At 56.3% G+C, this 19,152-nt stretch carries 15 protein-coding genes, 1 tRNA gene and 2 other RNA genes; 5 read left to right on the forward strand and 13 right to left on the reverse strand.

The window, feature by feature from the left end:
• Positions 1–166 precede the first annotated feature (166 nt).
• From bcsE to bcsG, 3 genes are read left to right on the forward strand one after another with little or no spacing between them, the layout of a single operon-like run.
• Positions 167–1,738, forward strand: coding sequence for a cellulose biosynthesis protein BcsE (gene bcsE / locus JK621_RS15810; RefSeq protein ID WP_212556787.1), 1,572 nt, complete (start codon positions 167–169; stop codon positions 1,736–1,738).
• Entirely contained in the window at positions 1,725–1,928 is a 204-nt protein-coding gene (gene bcsF / locus JK621_RS15815) for a cellulose biosynthesis protein BcsF (protein WP_212556788.1), read from the forward strand. Before bcsE ends, bcsF begins: the two co-directional genes overlap by 14 nt.
• Entirely contained in the window at positions 1,925–3,577 is a 1,653-nt protein-coding gene (bcsG, locus tag JK621_RS15820) for a cellulose biosynthesis protein BcsG (RefSeq protein WP_212556789.1), read from the forward strand. Before bcsF ends, bcsG begins: the two co-directional genes overlap by 4 nt.
• A 316-nt stretch (positions 3,578–3,893) precedes the next feature.
• Here the strand turns inward: bcsG and dppF are convergent, their stop codons facing one another.
• The 6 genes from dppF to JK621_RS15850 form a co-directional block, all read right to left on the reverse strand.
• Positions 3,894–4,883, reverse strand: coding sequence for a dipeptide ABC transporter ATP-binding subunit DppF (dppF, locus tag JK621_RS15825; protein ID WP_212556790.1), 990 nt, complete (start codon positions 4,881–4,883; stop codon positions 3,894–3,896).
• The gene (gene dppD / locus JK621_RS15830; protein ID WP_212556791.1) at positions 4,880–5,860 is read right to left on the reverse strand and encodes a dipeptide ABC transporter ATP-binding protein; all 981 of its coding nucleotides are present in this window, start codon (positions 5,858–5,860) and stop codon (positions 4,880–4,882) included. The genes dppF and dppD overlap by 4 nt, the downstream gene beginning before the upstream one ends.
• Positions 5,861–5,875: 15 nt before the next feature.
• The gene (dppC, locus tag JK621_RS15835) at positions 5,876–6,778 is read right to left on the reverse strand and encodes a dipeptide ABC transporter permease DppC (RefSeq protein WP_212556792.1); all 903 of its coding nucleotides are present in this window, start codon (positions 6,776–6,778) and stop codon (positions 5,876–5,878) included.
• Between the two features lie 11 nt (positions 6,779–6,789).
• On the reverse strand, positions 6,790–7,809 hold the full coding sequence (gene dppB, locus JK621_RS15840; protein WP_020438277.1) for a dipeptide ABC transporter permease DppB: 1,020 nt from the start codon (positions 7,807–7,809) through the stop codon (positions 6,790–6,792).
• 169 nt (positions 7,810–7,978) lie between these two features.
• A complete protein-coding gene (gene dppA / locus JK621_RS15845; RefSeq protein ID WP_212556793.1) occupies positions 7,979–9,586 on the reverse strand; it encodes a dipeptide ABC transporter periplasmic-binding protein DppA in 1,608 nt (535 codons plus the stop codon).
• A 710-nt stretch (positions 9,587–10,296) separates the two neighbouring features.
• The gene (locus tag JK621_RS15850) at positions 10,297–11,988 is read right to left on the reverse strand and encodes a glycosyl hydrolase family 18 protein (RefSeq protein WP_212556794.1); all 1,692 of its coding nucleotides are present in this window, start codon (positions 11,986–11,988) and stop codon (positions 10,297–10,299) included.
• Positions 11,989–12,366: 378 nt separating this feature from the next.
• On the opposite strand from JK621_RS15850, the gene JK621_RS15855 reads away from it, so the two are divergent.
• Both JK621_RS15855 and JK621_RS15860 read left to right on the forward strand, forming a co-directional pair.
• Positions 12,367–12,654 (forward strand): toxin-antitoxin system TumE family protein, encoded by a 288-nt coding sequence (locus JK621_RS15855; RefSeq protein WP_212556795.1) that lies wholly within the window; start codon positions 12,367–12,369, stop codon positions 12,652–12,654.
• The gene (locus JK621_RS15860) at positions 12,651–13,007 is read left to right on the forward strand and encodes a transcriptional regulator (RefSeq protein WP_212556796.1); all 357 of its coding nucleotides are present in this window, start codon (positions 12,651–12,653) and stop codon (positions 13,005–13,007) included. Before JK621_RS15855 ends, JK621_RS15860 begins: the two co-directional genes overlap by 4 nt.
• Positions 13,008–13,053: 46 nt before the next feature.
• On the opposite strand, the gene JK621_RS15865 is transcribed toward JK621_RS15860, so the two are convergent.
• From JK621_RS15865 to eptB, 7 genes are all read right to left on the reverse strand, one after another.
• Positions 13,054–13,182, reverse strand: a non-coding RNA gene (locus tag JK621_RS15865) — RtT sRNA.
• 34 nt (positions 13,183–13,216) lie between these two features.
• Positions 13,217–13,345, reverse strand: a non-coding RNA gene (locus tag JK621_RS15870) — RtT sRNA.
• 34 nt (positions 13,346–13,379) lie between these two features.
• Positions 13,380–13,456, reverse strand: a tRNA-Pro gene (locus tag JK621_RS15875).
• Positions 13,457–13,575: 119 nt separating this feature from the next.
• Positions 13,576–14,907, reverse strand: a complete 1,332-nt coding sequence (locus tag JK621_RS15880; protein ID WP_212556797.1) for an MFS transporter — start codon at positions 14,905–14,907, stop codon at positions 13,576–13,578.
• Between the two features lie 95 nt (positions 14,908–15,002).
• Positions 15,003–16,544: a signal transduction histidine-protein kinase/phosphatase UhpB gene (gene uhpB, locus JK621_RS15885; protein WP_212560212.1), complete on the reverse strand. Its 1,542-nt coding sequence runs from the start codon at positions 16,542–16,544 to the stop codon at positions 15,003–15,005.
• Positions 16,544–17,134 carry a transcriptional regulator UhpA gene (gene uhpA, locus JK621_RS15890; RefSeq protein ID WP_212556798.1) on the reverse strand — a complete coding sequence of 197 codons (591 nt, stop codon included), beginning with the start codon at positions 17,132–17,134 and terminating at the stop codon, positions 16,544–16,546. Before uhpA ends, uhpB begins: the two co-directional genes overlap by 1 nt.
• Positions 17,135–17,330: 196 nt before the next feature.
• Entirely contained in the window at positions 17,331–19,025 is a 1,695-nt protein-coding gene (eptB, locus tag JK621_RS15895; protein ID WP_212556799.1) for a kdo(2)-lipid A phosphoethanolamine 7''-transferase, read from the reverse strand.
• Positions 19,026–19,152: the final 127 nt, after the last annotated feature.

Below are 19,152 nucleotides of genomic sequence, written 5' to 3' on the forward strand. Positions count from 1 at the left end.
AAAAGAGTAACCTAAAAAAGACATAACCAATAAGATGATTCTTAACAGATATTATTACACAGATTGTCAGATTTGTTATTATTGTTCCCAATGATACGCTGACTGACTAGCAATACTTACTCAGTTGCTCGCGACGGCACTTTCAACGAAAGTAGAAAAATATCCTATGGCGCAATCTTTCTCATTAGGTATTCGGCAGATTTGGGAAGAACTGTCAGTGATGCAGTCACCTGGGCTTTATTGGGTGAATGTCGACCGCCAAACTGATGCCGCTCTGCTCTGCCAACAAACTCTAGCTGCCCAGGCCGCAACCAGCCAGGTCGCGTTGATTTGCAGCGGAGAAAAACCCGACAAACTGCTGGCTGAGCTGGCTTCCCCTGCACTGAAAAAAATTCCGCTGTACCAGCTACCGGAGAAAAAAGCGGCGCTGACGCATTTCTGCGATGACCTGATGCGCGCCTTAAAACCGCAAAACCGCTTGTTAATCCTGCTGGCCCACGCCAGCCTGTGGCAAACCTTCACCACCGAAGAGTTGCGCGACTGGGGCCGTACCACTGGCCACTGGCTGCATCGGCAAGGGTGCACCCTGCTGATCCTCAGCCATGGCAGTGGCGTGAACAAACTCAAAGGGCAGCTCAGTACCCAGCACCGTATTCTTAACGGCCTGGCCAGCCTGCAGTGGCAGCAAGACAGCGCGCAATATCTGGTTAGCTGGTGGAGTACGGAAAATGGCATCAACGCCAACCAGTTACTGACGCTGTATGTCGGAGAAAACGGCTGGCAGGGTGACGATGACGGCAATCAACCTTCGCCAACCTCCATACGCAGCGACGAAGGCCTCTATCTGGCCCAGCAAAGCATTCTTGAAGGTGCGCCGCCGCTGTCGGCCAACTGGCAACTGTTGGAAAGCAATGCGGAGCTGGCTCAGCACGGCATGTTGACGCTCTCGGCAACGCTGATTTTCGCGCTGTACCAAAGCGACGAAATCGATGCGCTGGCGCATCAAATTCACAGCCTTCGCCGCCATCGCGGCAACGGGCTGAAAATTGCGGTGCGCGAGATGAGCGCCAGCCTGCGCTACAGCGATGAACGCCTGCTGCTGGCCTGCGGCGCCAACCTGATTGTGCCGCACGTTGCGCCGCTATCACGTTTTCTGACCATGCTGGAGGGCATCCAGGGGCAACGCTTCTCGCGTCATGTTCCGGCGGATATCGACGCCCTGCTGCACGGCTTGCGGCCGCTGCAATTGAAAGGCTATATGCGCCCGGACGACTTCAGCCAGGCGGTCATTTCGCTGATGAACAACACGCTGCTGCCGGAAGACGGCAAAGGCGTGATGGTCGCGCTGCGCCCTGCGCCGGGGCTGCGTGCCGAACAGGCGATGACTCTGTGCCATCTGCGCCGCTTCGGTGACGTAATGACCGTGGTGCAAGGGCGGCTGGTGCTGTTCCTCTCCACCTGCCGGATTAACGATCTGGACACCGCCCTGAAATTCATCTTCCGCCTGCCGGTGAACGAGGCGTTCAGCAACCGAGTGGTGTGGCACCAGGACGTGGATATTACTTCAGAAATCAAACGGCTGGCGCAAAACGCCAATATTCCGTTAGCGCCGCAGGCCACCACGCCGCCCGCGCCGCGCCAAAGCGCCGCCGTGGCTGACGGCCCGCAGGAACGCCGTCAACCGGTAGCCTTCACGCTGGCCGCCGGCGCACAGGAGAACAAGCATGCTGAACCTTAACGATATCGCGCAGTTGATTTTGCTGTGCGCGATCATTTTTATTCCGCTGGGCTATTTCTTTCACCGCCGTTTCCCGCGCTGGCGTCAATATTGGCAAAACCTGTTTTTATCACCGCGTTATTTAAAATCCTCCGGGTTATGGGTGCGCGAAGGTTCTTCATCTCAGATTAAGCATAAGAAACAGCCATGAAGCCAAAAAACAACACCCAACCCGATAACTCTCTGTGGCGCTACTGGCGCGGACTCGGCGGCTGGAACTACTACTTCCTGGCCAAGTTCGGCCTGCTGTGGTTCGGCTACCTGAATTTCCACCCGCTGCCGAACCTGGTGTTTATGGCGTTCCTGTTGATGCCGATACCGGCGCTGCGCCTGCACCGCTGGCGGCACTATGTCGCCATTCCTGTCGGTATCGCCCTGTTCTATTACGATACCTGGTTGCCAGGCATCAACAGCATTCTCAACCAGGGTTCGCAGTTGGCCGGCTTCAGCGCCCAATACCTGCTGGAACTGGTGAACCGCTTTATCAACTGGCAGATGATCGGCGCCGCCTTCGTGATGCTGATTGCCTATCTGTTTCTGGCCCAGTGGGTGCGCGTCACGGTCTTCACCGTGGGGGCGCTGGTGTGGCTGAATGTCCTGACCATCGCCGGTCCGGCCGTGTCGCTGCTGCCCGCCAGCACCACCGCAACCACCTCCACGCCGGCAACGACGGCGCCGGCCGCAGCAGGCGGTGACAACGCCCCGGCCGACAGCGCGCCGCCGACCAGCGCTAACCTGACGGCCTACCTGAATCAGTTTTACGATCGGGAAAAATCCCGCGCCACCGCCTTCCCGGCCACCCTGCCGGCCGACGCCCAGCCCTTTGACCTGCTGGTGATCAATATCTGCTCGCTGGCCTGGGCCGATATGGAGTCGATCAATCTGCAGAACCATCCGCTGTGGTCGAAAATGGACATCATGTTCGACAGCTTCAACTCGGCGACCGCCTACAGCGGCCCGGCCGCTATCCGCCTGCTGCGCGCCAGTTGCGGCCAATCTTCGCATCACGATTTGTATCAACCGGTGAATCAGCAGTGTTATCTGTTTGATAATCTTGCCAAACTTGGCTTTAAAGAGCAGCTGATGCTGGACCACTCGGGCGTGTTCGGCAACTACCTGAAAAACCTGCGCGAGCAGGGCGATCTGCAGGCGCCGCTGATGTCACAAGCCGGTATCGGCAATGAACTGACCTCTTTCGACGGCGAGCCGATTTACAACGATCTGGAACTGCTCACCCGCTGGCTGGATCAACAACAGAAGGCCGGGGATAGCCGCAGCGCCACCTTCTTCAACGTCATTCCGCTGCATGACGGCAACCGCTTCGTCGGCTCGAACAAAAGCGCGGATTATCAGCCGCGTGCGCAAAAGCTGTTTGACCAGTTGAACACCTTCCTGGAACAACTGGAGAAGTCCGGACGCAAAGTGATGGTGGTCATTGTGCCGGAACACGGCGCGGCCTTGGTGGGCGACAAAATGCAGATGTCCGGCCTGCGTGATATCCCAAGCCCGAGCATTACCCATACGCCGGTCGGCATCAAACTGGTGGGCATGAAAGCGCCGCATCAGGGCAGCCCGTTGCAGATTAAAACGCCAAGCAGCTATCTGGCGCTCTCTGAGCTGGTATCCCGCCTGGTAGACGGTAAAGCCTTCACCGCACCAAGCGTAGACTGGCAGGCACTGACTCAAAATCTGCCACAAACGCCGGTTATTTCGGAGAACGACAACGCCATCGTGATGCAATATCAGGGTAAACCCTACATTCGCCTTAACGGTGGCGATTGGGTGCCTTATCCACAGTAAACGTCACGGTCAATCCCGCAGTTAATTCTTAGGCACGCCTTCGGGCGTGCTTTTTTATGGCTTGTAGAATAAAGGAGTAGCTACAGCGCTGAACCGCCTGTCATTAAATATTGGGCTAATTAAGCGGGAGGATGGTGGGTATGACGTTTTTAAGGATATTACGAATATAAATAATTTTTTTTGAGGGTTTCGGTAATAAATTAAATATTTATGAATATACCCGGAATAATTATTCAATGAATAATTTCGAAAATTAGCCAAAAAAAAACGCCGACGTAAATGCCGGCGTTAACATTAATTATCAGTAATAACAGACTTATACGTCGGGATTTTCATCCTGATCGACTGCAAAGCAGGCCACCATCTGTTCGCCGTATTGCTTAAGCTGCGGTTGCAGCTGGGTGCATGGCCCGAAGGCGCGACGGCAGCGGGCGTTGAATGCACAGCCCGGCGGCGGGTTCATCGGGCTGGGCAACTCGCCGGTCAGCTTGATGCGCTCGCGGCGCATATCCGGATTCAGGCGCGGCGTGGCAGACAGCAGCGCCTGGGTGTACGGATGGCGTGGGTTATTGAAAATGGCGTCTTTACTGCCCTTCTCCACACAACGGCCGAGATACATCACCATCACCTCGTCGGCGATGTGCTCCACTACCGACAAATCATGTGAAATGAACACATAGGACAGCCCCAAATCCTGCTGCAGATCCATCATCAGGTTCAGCACCTGCGCACGTACCGACACATCGAGTGCAGACACGGGCTCATCGGCAATCACTACGTCCGGGTTTAGCATCAGCCCACGCGCGATGGCGATACGCTGGCGCTGGCCGCCGGAAAACATGTGTGGATAACGATCGTAATGTTCGGTTTTCAGCCCGACCTTCGCCATCATCTCCAGCGCCTTTTCACGGCGCTCCGCGCTGGTCAGCGATGTGTTGATCTGCAACGGTTCCTCGAGGATCTGCCCGACCTTTTTACGCGGGTTGAGCGATCCGTAAGGATTCTGGAACACAATCTGGATCTTCTGACGTCGCAGCTTCTCGGCGGTGACGTCCGGCTTCAGCAGATCCTGCCCCTGATAGTACAGTTCGCCGGCAGTCGGCACTTCGATCATCGTCAGCAGGCGGCCCAGGGTTGATTTGCCGCAGCCCGATTCGCCCACCACCGCCAAGGTTTTACCGCGTTCCAGGGTGAAGGAAACGCCATCCAGCGCCTTGACCAGCCGTTCCGGGGCAAACATCCCCTTCTTGACCGCATAGTGTTTCTTCAGGTCAATCGCCTGCAATAAGGGTTGATTCTGGCTCATACGGTCGGCCTCCCCGCATCATCCAGCGGTGTGTGACATTTAACCTGACGGCCGGGAATGCTGCGCAATTCCGGCTCCTCAACGCGGCAACGCTCATTGGCGTACGGGCAGCGCGGGTTGAGCAAACACCCGTTCGGGCGGTCATATTTTCCCGGAACCACGCCCGGCAACGAAGCCAGGCGCGCCTTGTCGGCGGCGAATTCCGGCAGCGCACGCAGTAGCGCCTGAGTGTAAGGGTGGCGCGGTGCGCGGAAGATCTCCGCGGCTTTGCCGGACTCCACCACCTGGCCGGCGTACATCACGATGATGTGGTGCGCCGCTTCGGCTACCAGCGCCAGATCGTGGGTGATCAGCAATAACGCCATATTCTCGCGCTGCTGCAACTCCAGCAGCAGTTCGATGATTTGCGCCTGGATGGTCACGTCGAGCGCGGTGGTCGGTTCATCGGCAATCAGCAACTTCGGCCGACAGGCGATGGCCATGGCGATCATCACGCGCTGGCTCATCCCGCCGGAAAGCTGATGCGGATAGACGTCCAGCCGCGAGGCCGGATCGGGAATCCCCACCTGGGTCAGCAGATCGATAGCCCGCTGGCGGCGGGTACTGCGATTGCCGCCCTGATGCACCTTCAACGCTTCCATGATCTGGAAACCGACGGTGTAACACGGGTTCAGGCTGGTCATCGGGTCCTGGAAGATCATCGCCACTTCCGAGCCCACCAGTTGGCGGCGTTCTTTTTCGGAAATCTTGCGCAGATCCTGGCCGTTAAACTCCAGTTTTTCGGCCATCACCTTACCGGGGAAATCGATCAATCCCATGATCGCCAGCGAACTGACGGACTTGCCGGAGCCGGATTCGCCGACGATGCCGACCACCTGGCCCTGCTCAATGCTGTAACTGATACGGTCTACCGCACGGAAGGGTGTGCCTTCGTCGCCGAAATGCACCGAAAGCTTGTCTACATTTAATAACGCCATCTCTCTCGTCCTCTGTTACTGCTTGAGTTTGGGGTCGAGAGCATCACGCAAGCCGTCCCCCATCAGGTTAAATGCAAGCACCGTCAGCAGAATCGCCACGCCGGGGAAGGTCACGACCCACCAGGCGCTTTGGGCGAACTGCAGCACGTCGGAGAGCATGGTACCCCACTCCGGCGTTGGCGGTTGCGCACCCATGCCCAGGAAGCCGAGAGCGGCCATATCCAGAATGGCGTTCGAGAAACCAAGAGAAGCCTGGACGATCAGGGGTGCCAGGCAGTTTGGCAGAATGTTGATAAACATTTGACGCAGCGCGCCGGCGCCCGCCACCCGTGAGGCAGTGACGTAGTCGCGGTTCACTTCCACCAACACCGCCGCACGGGTCAGACGCACATAGTGCGGCAGGGCGACGAAGGTCAGTGCCAGCGAGGCGTTAACGATGGAGGGACCGAAAATCGCCACCAGCACCAACGCCAGCAGCAGGCTTGGCAGCGCCAGCATGATGTCGACGATACGCATGATGACAGCATCCACCACGCCGCCGAAGTAACCGGCCAACAGGCCCAGCACCACGCCCATGATCAGCGACAGCACCACCACCAGGCACCCGACCAGCAGCGACAACCGCGCGCCGTACATCAGGCGCGACAGCACATCGCGGCCAACATCGTCGGTACCGAGGAAGTATTGCCAGCTGCCCCCTTCCTGCCAGGCCGGTGGCTTGAGCAGCGCGTCGCGGAACTGATCCGCCGGGGCATGCGGCGCCAGAACGCCGGCACCGATAGCAATCACAAACATCAAAACGATATAAACCAGGCCGACGACGGCCCCTTTGTTGCGCTTGAAATAGTGCCAGAACTCCTGGAACGGGCTCATGGGCTTCGGCGCACCTTTAACTACAGACTCAGTGACTTGAGACATCAGAGCGCCCCTTATTTCTTGTGGCGAATTCGTGGGTTGACCACGCCGTAGAGCACGTCTACCAGCAGGTTAACCAGAATAATCATACAGGCGACCAGCAACACGCCACCCTGGACGACCGGATAGTCGCGACGTTGCAGCGCGTCCATCAACCAACGCCCCAGGCCCGGCCAGGAGAAGATGGTTTCGGTCAGAATGGCGCCGGCCAGCATGGTGCCGACCTGCAGGCCGATGACCGTCACCACCGGCAACAGCGCGTTGCGCAATGCGTGCACCACGATCACCCGCATACGGCTCACGCCCTTGGCGCGTGCGGTGCGAATGTAATCTTCGCCAAGCACTTCCAGCATCGAGGAGCGCGTCATGCGCACGATAACCGCCAGCGGGATAGTGCCCAGCACGATAGCCGGCAGGATCATATGCATTACCGCATCGGTGAAGTCGCCCGGCGCCCCCCAAATCAGGGTGTCGATCAGCATAAAGCCGGTCAGCGGCAGGCTATCATCGAGGAACACCGTGTCGCTGACGCGCCCTGATACCGGCGTCAGGTTTAGCTGCACCGACACCAGCATGATCAGCATCATGCCCCACCAGAAAATCGGCATCGAATAGCCGGTCAACGAAATGCCCACGGCGGTGTGATCGAATATCGATCCCCGCCGGACCGCCGCCAGCACCCCGACCGGAATGCCCACCAGCACGGCGAAGATCATCGCGCAGAAGCCAAGCTCCAGCGTGGCTTTAAAGCGTGGAACAAACTCTTCCCACACCGAGATGCGGCTTTTGAGGGAGGTACCCAAATCGCCATGCAGCACGTTGGATACGTAATGGAAGTATTGTTGATAGAGCGGTTTATCCAGCCCCATTTCCGCCATCAACTGCGCATGGCGTTCTGCGGAGATCCCGCGTTCCCCGGCCATGATGGTCACCGGGTCACCCGGGATCATATGGACGAATGCAAAAGTCAGCAAAGTTATGCCGATAAACGTTGGGATAACTAACCCCAAACGTCGGAGTATGAACTGCAACATATCCCGAACTCTCTGTATAAAATGCCCGGCAGCTCATCGTCCGCCAGGCTTATTAAAGCTCACACACTTTGAACAACCCTGATGCCATACGCCGGGGACGACTCAGCAGAAGCGCAACCTGTTGCGCCCCTGCCAAGTCCTTTTGTGCACCCCGGCCGAAGGACCAGAATTAATCTAGAGAGACATTCTCAAAGTGATGCTTGCCAAGCGGATCCACGACGTAGCCTTTCACTTCTTTACGCACGGGCTCATAAACGGTGGAGTGGGCAACAATCAGCGCCGGAGCCTGATCGTGCATCACGACCTGAGCCTGTTTGTACAGCTCTACGCGTTTGTCGTGGTTCGGTTCGGCGCGCGCCGGTTGAATCAAATCTTCAAACGGCTTGTAGCACCAGCGGGAGTAGTTGGAGCCGTCTTTCGCTGCGGCGCAGCTGAACAGCGTGGCGAAGAAGTTATCCGGATCCCCGTTGTCGCCGGTCCAGCCCATCATCACCGTCTGATGTTCGCCCGCCTTGGCGCGCTTGAGGTATTCACCCCACTCGTAGGTCACGATTTTGGCTTTCACGCCGATTTTCGCCCAATCGCTCTGGATCATTTCAGCCATGCGACGCGCGTTCGGGTTATACGGGCGCTGTACCGGCATCGCCCACAGATCGATGGCGAAACCGTCAGCCATACCGGCTTCTTTCAACAGCTCTTTGGCCTTGACCGGATCGTAAGTGTAATCCTTCACCGCGTCGTTATAGCCCCACATGGTCGGCGGGATCAGGTTCTTGGCCGCCTGGCCTGCACCCTGATACACCGCGTCGATGATCGCCTGCTTGTTGACCGCCAACGTCAGCGCCTGACGCACTTTCAGGTTATCCAGCGGTTTTTTCTCGACGTTGAACGCCAGGTAGCCGACGTTCAGCCCCGGTTTTTCCATCAGGTTGATGGTTTTGTCCTGCTTCATACGAGCGATATCCGCCGGGTTCGGGAACGGCATCACCTGGCACTCGTTTTTCTGCAGCTTGGCGTAACGCACGGAGGCGTCAGGCGTAATGGAGAAGACTAAACGGTCGATCTTCGGCTTGGTGCCCCAGTAACCGTCAAATGCCTTGTACAGGATTTTGGAGTCTTTCTGGTATTGCAGCAGCTGGAACGGGCCGGTACCGATCGGGTTCAGGTCCACTTTTTCCGGCGTGCCGGCTTTCATCATGTTGTCGGCGTATTCGGCAGACAGGATAGACGCGAAGTCCATGCCCAGATCGGCCAGGAACGGCGCTTCCGAACGGTTCAACACGAAGCGCACGGTGTTATCGTCCACTTTCTCGATTTTTGCGATCAGCTTCGGCATGTCCATGCCTTCAAAGTACTCATAGCTGCCGCCGGAGACTTTGTGATAGGCGTTATTCGCGTCCAGCTGGCGTTCGAACGAGAACACCACGTCGTCGGCGTTAAAATCGCGGGTCGGTTTGAAGTCTTTGCTGCTCTGCCACTTCACGCCTTTACGCAGGTGGAAAGTGTAGATTTTGCCGTCTTCGCTGACGTCCCATTTTTCGGCCAGGCCCGGTTCCAACTCGGTGGTGCCGATTTTGAACTCGACCAAACGGTTATAGATGGGCACCGAGCTGGCGTCATAAGTGGTACCCGAAGTGAACAGCTGCGGGTTGAACCCTTCCGGGGACCCTTCAGAACAATAAACCAACGTTTTTGCTTGCACGCTGGCCGCGACGGTCAACGCAATCAGCCCAATCCCGAATTTCAGAATCCCTGTTTTTCCCAAGGAACTTGTCATCGCTGTGCTCCGTTATGTGATGTGATGTGTGTGTACCCTGCATCTTTCAAACTGCTGCGTCGTTGGCTGCTCTCTCTCACCCCTAAGCTCTCGGGGATTCGTTCGATTGCCGCCTTGCTGCAGGTCGAAAGCTATTGGGTAGTTACCGCCAGACCCTATATTTTTTTTTGCACGGCCTGTGCAGTCGTTGCCCGAAGGCAGAAGGGATAAACGCGCGAGAGAGCCGGGTAAAACGCATCCCGCCGGGGCGTCTGAGCGCGTGGAATTCACTCAAACAACTCTCGCTCTTACCCCTGAGACTACCAAATTGCCAACTGTTTGGGGTGTCGTCAATATAACCAGTAGGGATTTACACAGACTGTGAGAAACAGCAAACAAACATAAAAAAAACCTTTTTTTAACACTTGCAGCATTAAAAATTATGCTATGCGGTCATTTTTAGCTCGATAGACTGCCATGAGGAAAGTTATTGGCATTTAACTCCGAGAAAAAACTAAAAAAGTTTGTTGTTAAATGATGAATATCTGAACGGTTATTTTCGTTATCTAGGTTAAAAACAGGATGAAATGCTGATTCCTTACTCGAAAGGGTGAGACGGAGTTGTCCTTTTTGCGCCCTCTGACCTCACAATCTGTGCGGCGTGAAAAAACTTTCGTCTGTCAAAAAGCCGGGGGCGAAAGGATATCCCCCGGCAACGTGCTACAACCGGATTATTGCGTGCCGGCGCTATTGCCCAGGCTGGTATTCATATTGTTCAGAATATCCCCGTTGTCGGCGTCAATTTCCCAGGAGAACAATCCCCCCAGTTGCTTATCCAGTACATACTTGCCTTTCGCCTGCACCGAACGCGGATCGTCAAAGGTGATCAGGTCGCCGGTAGACGGCTTGAACACATAAGGCGCTTCTGCAGTGGCGTCATAGTTGTACTGCCATTCACCGCTCATAAACTCGTTGGCGATTTGGCGGTAATCCACGATGCCATTTTCCCAGGTACCTTTCACCGGCCCGGTGGCGGTGCCGGTAAATGGATTGTTGTTCTGGTAACCGCTCACGCCGGTCCAGCCACGGCCGTACTTGGCGGCACCCACCACAATTTTGCCCGGCTTCACGCCCTGCGCCAGTAACGCATTGACGCCGTTAACCGTGGTGTAAGCCGTGTCCGGTTTCCAGGCCGGCGCTTTCAGCGCGGTCTGGTGGCCCAGATTTTTCAGATCGAAGGCGCCATAGAAGTCGTAACTCATCAGGAAGATGTGGTCCATCGAGTTCTGCGCGGTGTTGTAATCCACTTTGTCGATCTTGTCCTTGCCGGCGCTGATGGCGGAGGTCAGCTCATACTTGCGGCCGGTTTCCGCCGAAAGCTGATCCAGCATGGCACGCAGATCTTTCATCAACTGCACATAGGTCGCCCCGTCCTGTGCGCTGCCCAGTTTCGGGTTAGCGCCCTGCCCACCCGGGAATTCCCAGTCGATATCCACGCCGTCAAAGAACTTCCAGGTCTGCAGGAACTCTTTCACCGAACCGACGAAGCGATCGCGCTTCACCTTATCGCCCATAAAGAAGAACGGGTCGGAGAGCGTCCAGCCGCCGATAGACGGCAGGATTTTCAGATCGGGACGCGCCTGTTTGAGCGCCATCAGCTGACCGAAGTTGCCTTTGTAGGGGTCATCCCAGGCGGTGACGCCCTTTTGCCCTTTCTGCAGCGCGGCGAACGGATCGTGGATCGACACCTTGAAGTCTTCGCGGCCCTGGCAGGAACGTTGCAGCGCCTGGAAACTGCCTTCGATCTCTTTCAGGCTGTCGTTGATGCCGTCACCGCCGCAGACCGGGATAAACCCGTACAGCAAATGCGTCAGGTTTTGCGCCGGGATTTTATCGACGGTGAAATTACGATTATAAACGCCCCATTCAACGAAATAAGAACCGACGACTTTGCCGGAGTCTTGTTTATAAGGTTTATTTTTTTCCAGCAGCGGTTCTTTTAACGGCGCCAAATGGCTGCCGTCGGTATCCGCCACCACAATTTCTGTCGCGTCGCTGGCGGTGCAACCATCGGCATTGCATAATGCCACCTGCATTTGATAACGGCCGCCCTTATTAACCTTAAAGTTTGCCGTGCCCGAAGCGCCGGTTGAGGCTCCGCTCCAGACTTCCTTGCCGTTTAATAACACTTTTGCCGTGGTACCGGTATCGCCATTCCATAAATTCCATGAAACGGAAACATCCGCGGCAGTTTTTACTTTCACCAGATTATTATAAGCCGTCGCCGCCTGATCAACCTCGACAATGGCGAATTTGGTATTGCCCCAGGCCAGCGTGGGCTTGCCCGGCGCGGCGGCCTGGGCCGCAGAACACAGCGTGCTGCCGATCAGCAACGCCAACAACGGTTTATTAAATTTGCGCATAACTGATTCCTTTATTCCGAGAGGATAAACGTAAAAGAGTTAATGACGGCCGCCTATTGCCGGAGCAAAATAATTCCGCAATAATCTTGGCCGATTAAACTAAAAAACACATTTAAATATCTTGCCACACAACGGGAATTAATTACCTCCGCTGTATGTATTCAGACTATAGATAAAACCGCCTACAACACAATAGCTCTATCAATCGGGTTTTATTTGGCAACGGTGAATTTATTTAAATATGAATAACAGAAGTGGCCAGGAATAAGGAGAGTGAATTAATTAGTGGGAAAGGATGAATGTCTTTTATGGGAATGATGTCATCGTTGACATCAAAATAAATTTGATGGTAGCTTAAACATCAACAAGGAATGTTAAATGCCGGCAATACTCATCATGAAGAGACGCATCTGGCTGGACAGAAGCAGTTTGCTCAGCCTGGTTGTTTGGGACGTGACCCCCTCAGTAAGAGGAAGCAACCACAGATACAAGTACCGTTTGGCCTATGTTGTGCAAGATGTGTGTGTATTGCGCTACGACAACGAAGCAGGTAAAGGCGACCACAAACATCTCGGCGCAGCCGAGGTCCCCATAGAGTTTATTGACATCAACCAATTGGTTAATGATTTTGTTACTGAAGTAAACCAGCTAAGGAGGCCGCAATGAGCATTCTGATGGTAAATGTACTGCCTGCCGAACAGGCGATCAACAGGCTTAAAACCGATTTTTCCAAAGCATTATCTGGCGTGGATATGGGAAGCGTGCTGACATTTCCAGATATCGAAACAATGACCTATGTTTTGCTGAACACTAACCGCATGGCGCTTATCAGAGAAATGACCGGTGCTGAGGCGATGTCGATCCGCGAACTTTCCAGGCGGGTAAGCCGGGATTTCAAAGCTGTGCATACGGATGTTCAAGCGCTACTGAATGCCGGTGTTTTAGAGAAGAAAGGTGCGAAGATCGTGTTCCCTTACGACGAAATCCATTTTGACTTCGTGGTCGGCAAGGCTGCCTAAACTCCAGGCGAAAAAAAACCTGCTTAAAAAGCAGGTTTCTTAAATGTGGTCGGCGAGAGAGGATTACGCGCATCTGCGATGCTTGCCCTGCGGGCCGTTGCTAAAGCAACGTGGTCTCGCTGCGCTCGGCTCAAACCTCCTTCGGAGGTGCTCATCCTCATAAACTCCAGGCGAAAAAAAACCTGCTTAAAAAGCAGGTTTCTTAAATGTGGTCGGCGAGAGAGGATTACGCGCATCTACGATGCTTGCCCTGCGGGCCGTTGCTAAAGCAACGTGGTCTCGCTGCGCTCGGCTCAAACCTCCTTCGGAGGTTCTCATCCTCATAAACTCCAGGCGAAAAAAAACCTGCTTAAAAAGCAGGTTTCTTAAATGTGGTCGGCGAGAGAGGATTCGAACCTCCGACCCACTGGTCCCAAACCAGTTGCGCTACCAAGCTGCGCTACTCGCCGATGGGGGCGCATGTTACTGCCGGCCATCATAGGCGTCAATGACTTTTTCAATCGCGCCCGTCAAGTGGCGATAAAAACGGCATAAAGCGCTGCGCCAGAGCCTGCGCAGCGCTTTTTCATTATGCCTTGGCGGTATTGAGCGCCGGCGACTGGGCGCGCAGGAACGGCAACAGGAACAGCGCGGACAGGCAGGCGGCGATGGAGATCACCACAAAGAAACCGTTCCAGTGCCAGATTTCCATCACCCGCGCAATCGGGTAGCCGGACAACGCCGCGCCAAGGTAAGCGAACAGGCCGACAAAACCGGTCGCCGCACCCGCGGCATCCTTGTGCGAACATTCCGCCGCCGCCATGCCGATCAGCATCTGCGGGCCAAAGATAAAGAAGCCAATGGCAAAGAAGCAGGCGGCCTGCAACAGGAAGGTGACGCCCGGCATGATCCACAGCGCCGCAACCGACAGGAAGATACCGATGGCGAAGATCAGGTTCATTGGCCCACGGTTACCGCGGAACAGCTTGTCAGAACCCCAGCCGGCCACCAGCGAGCCGATAAAGCCCCCCACTTCGAACAGGGAGATCGCCGAGTTGGCGGTCATCAGCGAATAGCCTTTCTCCTGCGTCAGGTACAGGTTGCCCCAGTCGTTGATCGCGGTACGTACGATGTACACCAGCACGTAAGACACCGCCAGCAGCCAGATGTACTTGTTGGTCAGCACGTAGCGCTTGATGATTTCCCGGTTGGTCAGCCCCTGGCCTTCCGATTCCTGCACCAGTTCCATGGCGTCGTTGCGCCATTTGCCGACGCTGGGCAGGCCCAGGGTGGATGGCTTGTCACGCAGGCGCCAGCACATCAGCAGGCCCAGCGCCACGCCGATGATGCCCGGAATGATCATGCCGTAGCGCCAGCTGAAGTGCAGCGAGATAAAGCCGACCAGCAGCGGGATCAGCGCGCCGCCAAAGTTGTGCGAAGTGTTCCAAATAGCCCACCAGCCGCCACGCTCGGAGCGCGAGTACCAACTGGTAAGAATTTTGGAGCATGGCGGCCAACCCCAGCCCTGGAAGAAGGCGTTAAGGATCCACAGCGTGCCCAGCATCATCAGCGAAGAGCTGAGACCGAAGAAGATGTTGAGTATCCCGGTCATGATCAAGCCCAGCCCCATGAAATAGCGCGGGTTGGAGCGATCGCTGATCATGCCTGAGATAAACTTCGAGCAGCCGTAGGTGATGTAAAACAGCGTGCCGAGGATGCCGACATCGGACATCGTCAGGCCAAGATCGCTCAGCATTGCCGGCATGATGAAGTTGAAGCTTTTGCGCGTGAAGTAAAACGCGGCATAGCCGATATACATCGTCCACATCAGTTGGATACGCCAGTATTTATAGCTGGCATCGATCTGTTTTTGATCGGTGACCTGCGGCACATCCTGGCGGCTTTTAAGGAAAGACCACATGTGAAACCTCAGAAGAGTGGGAAAAGTGCCGCTATCATGCTGCGCGTGCGCGCGAATGGCTTACGCCGGATTCCCGACGCGGCTAGGAGTATTTCCTAGTTTTGCCCCTCTGTCGGTGAAACTGTGGGTAAGATCACATTCAAACAGGTGCCCTGTTCCGACGTCAACCGCAGCCGGCCGCCCAGCGCGCTGATACGCTCCTGCATGCCGCGCAGGCCATAACCCGGCTCGTGGCCGGCAGGATCGATACCCACGCCGTTATCGCAAATGGTCAGCTGGATTTGCGGCGGCTGCCCTTTGCGGTGCCCGAGACGCGCATCCAGCTCAATCCGGCTGGCGGCCGCATGGCGGCAGACGTTGGTCACCCCCTCCTGACACACCCGATACAGCGTAATCTTCAGGGTTTCGTCCAGCAGTTCATCCGGCACCTGCCACTGCATCACGCTCACCAGCGAGGCATCTTGCGGCAGTGATTCACGCAGCATCGCCGCCACCGCCGCCGACAGCGGCAGGTTATTCAACGCCGCCGGCCACAGTTGGGTCAGCACGTCATGCACGCCGTCATAGACCCGCAACGCCAGCGTATCTATGGCTTCGGCGCACCCCACCACCTGCGGCTGCGGCGCCAGACGTTTAATGATACTGGCCTGGGTACGGATGACGGTGATGGTCTGCCCGACCTCATCGTGCAGTTCCCGCGCCACCTCACGCCGGGTCTGTTCCTCTGCGGTGACCAGCGCGCGCGCCAGTTGGCGGTTCTCCGCCAGCCGCAACCGCAGTTGCTGGTTCAGTTCGCGCTGGCGCTGGATGCCCGCGCCGAGCAACAGCCCGGTCAGGCTCTGGGCCAGCAGCGACAACAGCAGATCGCGGTGTGATTCCGGCTGCGGCGGCTCGTTGGCCACCAGCACCACGCCGTTGAGCAGCGTCGCCAGCAGCGCGCCCTGCCAGCCATAACGATAGGACATAAAGACAATCGGAATAGCCAGGCAGAACGGGGCGAAGCGGCGCAGCTCGGCGGCATTCACCTGTTGCTGCAACCAGATGCTGAGCGCGAACAGCAGCAGATAGCTGGCCAGATGGTGCAGACGCAGCGTCACGGGTTTATGGATCAGGCCCGGCTCGAGCGGTACCCAGATTTGCCGCGCCAGATAGTGCCACAGCAGCAGGCAGGTCGGCGCAATGGTGAAACCGCCCGCCAGGCCAAGCAGCAGCGCACGCGCGCCTTCGCCGTTCACCAGTTGCCACACCATGGCCTGCAACAGGGCCGCCGCCGCCACTACCGCGCCCTGCAGCAGCGGCCATTGCCATTCACTGTCGCTTTGCTGATGGCGCAACAACCAGGGAGAAGCCAGCAGGCTGAGCAACACCGTCAGCGCCAGCACGACGACTGAAGCCCACAGCGCCGGGCCATAGCCGAACTGATCCGCCAGCAGCACCATCAGCAGCAGATCGGCCAGCAAAATTCCTGGCCAAAAACGGTAAGGGCTTTGCAGCAAAATGCCCATCCGCAGGCCAAACGGGAACAGCAGCAGCGCCTGCCACGGCGGGTCGATCAGCGCAGTACCTATGCCCCACAGGCAAAAAGCGCTGGTGGCGTAGATAAAAAACAGCGCCAACTGGGTGATCAGGCGTTGCATCACAGGTTCAGCATCCGCTTGGCCAGCTCGACGTTGTTATTGATGTCCAGCTTGGCGAACAAATTGGCGCGATGCACGTGCACCGTTTTCGGCGACAGCCCCAGTGCAGCGGCGATCTCTCGCACCTCCTGCCCCTGTGCCAGCAGCAGCGCGATTTCGCGTTCGCGGCGGGTGAGCGGATCGACCTTCACCCGCGCCAGCTGTTGGGCGATTTCCGGCATCAGGTACACGCCACCGCTGGCGACGGTGCGCACCGCGGTGATCAAATCTTCCGGCTTGCAGCGCTTGGACAAAAAACCGCAGGCGCCGCGCTCCAATGCCAGCTCCACCAGCGCCGGATTGTCATGCATCGACAGCATCACAACCCGGATCCCGGAGGGAATGTCCGCCAGCAGATCCAGCCCGCTGCCGTCCGGCATCGAAATGTCGCAGATGCAGATTTCCGCCTCCAGGCCCGGCAAGCCGGCGCGCGCCTGAGCCGCGCTGCTGAACTCCCCGACCACCTGAATATCCGCCTCCAGCGACAGCAGTTGTACAAAGCCCGATCGCACAATGTCATGATCGTCAATAAACGCCACGCGCAGGGTCATGGAAATCTCCGGTCCGAGGGGAAAGTGCGCAAGTATACCGCAAGCCTGAGCCTGATGAATTGATGAAGAAAATGTATTGAGGAGAATGCATCCCCAAAATAATTGGAGTTGCATCACGGCCGTAGCCAACACAGATGCAGCGTCAAGTATGACGGAGATATAAACACCGGGCGCAGCCGCGCCCGGCATGGGGATGTTACAGCGGGGTCGCCGCTGCTTTTTCCTGCGGGATGTTGCACCAGTTGTTTTTATCTACGATGCCGCCATTCGGCGAGGTGTAACCGAGGCAACCGAGAATGGTATCAAACAGCTCGACGTGGCGGTGGGTCTTGCCGATACGCTGCTGTGCCTGCAGTTGCTCAAACGCGCTGCGATGCTGCTGATCTTCCAGGAACTTATCAGAGGCCCATACCATCATCGGCACGCGGAACTGCTCCGGCGGCGCCATTTCGCGCGGCGTGCCGTGCAGGTGTGAATTCTCGCCTATCGACTCGCCGTGATCGGACGAATAGAACACAATGGCCTTCTTCTCGCGCACCTGGTCGATCACATTGGCGATAAAGCTGTCGGTATACAGCACCGAGTTATCGAAGGCGTTAACCAGCTGATCTTTGGAACAGAAGTCGTCAACGCCGATACATTCGGGCTGATAGCGCGCGTAGCTGCGCGGATAACGCTGCGAATAGAGATAATGCGAACCTTTGGTGTGCAAGATCACCATATGCTTGCCTTTCGGGTAGCGCGCCAGCGACTCTTTCATTTCGTCCACCAGCAGCATATCGTCGACCGATTTGCCGTCGTTGCGTTTCTCGGAGGCGATCATCTCGCGGAACGAATAGTTGTCCACTTCGGTATTGTTGTAGAACCAGACCTCGCTCTGCATGGCGAACAGCTCGGAGGTGAAGCCCAGGCTTTTCAGCACCGCAAACACGTTTTGTTCTTTCAGCGTGCGCTGCGGGTTGTCCGACGTGCCGCCTTCGCGCACGAACATGCAACGCAGCGACAGCTTGGTGGCGGTATCGCAGGATTCGCCGCGGAACGCCACCAGGTTTTTCTCCTGCGACAACCTTGGCGTGGTATCACGGTCATAGCCGAGAATGCCCATGTGATCCCAACGCGTGGTCTCACCGATGATGAATACCACGTAGGTGTCATCGATATCCGCCGGCGGCACATAGGTAAAATTCTTGGCCGGATCGAACAAATTGGCCTGATCCAGGCTTTCGTCGTAGCGGGTATAGGCAAACAGCCCCAGCGCCGAGATCCAGTTAGATGGCAGGTAGGAATGCGCCACCACGCCGCCGTAGCTTGGCAGATCGACGTTAGTGATTTTTTCCTGTGCGCTTTGCTCTTTGTCCAGCATGCGCAGCGGCAGCCAGACCAACGCCACCACCGCCACCAGCACCATCAGCGGTTTCACCCGGTGCCCGGGGGTTTTCAGCTGTTCGATCAGCGTGTAGCGCAGGTTGTTTTTCCAGATGCACAGCAGCGGCAATGCGCTGAGCACCACCATCCACAGGACGAAATGCATCCCGACCACTTCTTTCGACAGGTCGATATCCGTGGTCATCACCGAGACGACGATGCCGTAGCCAATCACCACGTTGAAGAACGTCATGTAATAGCTGGCGGCAACGGAAATCAGCACCAACAGCGAAGCGATAATGCGGTAAAACAGCCGGCCGCCCAGCGATATCAGCCGCATGATGAAGAAGGTAAACAGAACGATAGCGATAACTTCAGTGACCGCAGAGATAACCTTAATGCCCTGAATGCCGTGCGAAAACGAATCAAAACGACGATAAAAAACGGAAAGGTTCAAAAAGATGCCGATATAAATCGCTAACAATAACGATAAATTCTGCTGTGATAGCGATTTAACTTTGTTCATGTAACGCGATGGCTCCGGAGCTTTAACAGTTCTGAATCAGTCAGACATTGGATGCGGCTGCAGGTTCAGCCGATCGGCAATAAGCGCTATTTTGGGGGTAATAATCAAGTGAATTCTCAAAAAGCAG

The sequence above is a fragment of the Serratia plymuthica genome, assembly GCF_018336935.1.
Taxonomy (GTDB): domain Bacteria; phylum Pseudomonadota; class Gammaproteobacteria; order Enterobacterales; family Enterobacteriaceae; genus Serratia; species Serratia plymuthica_B.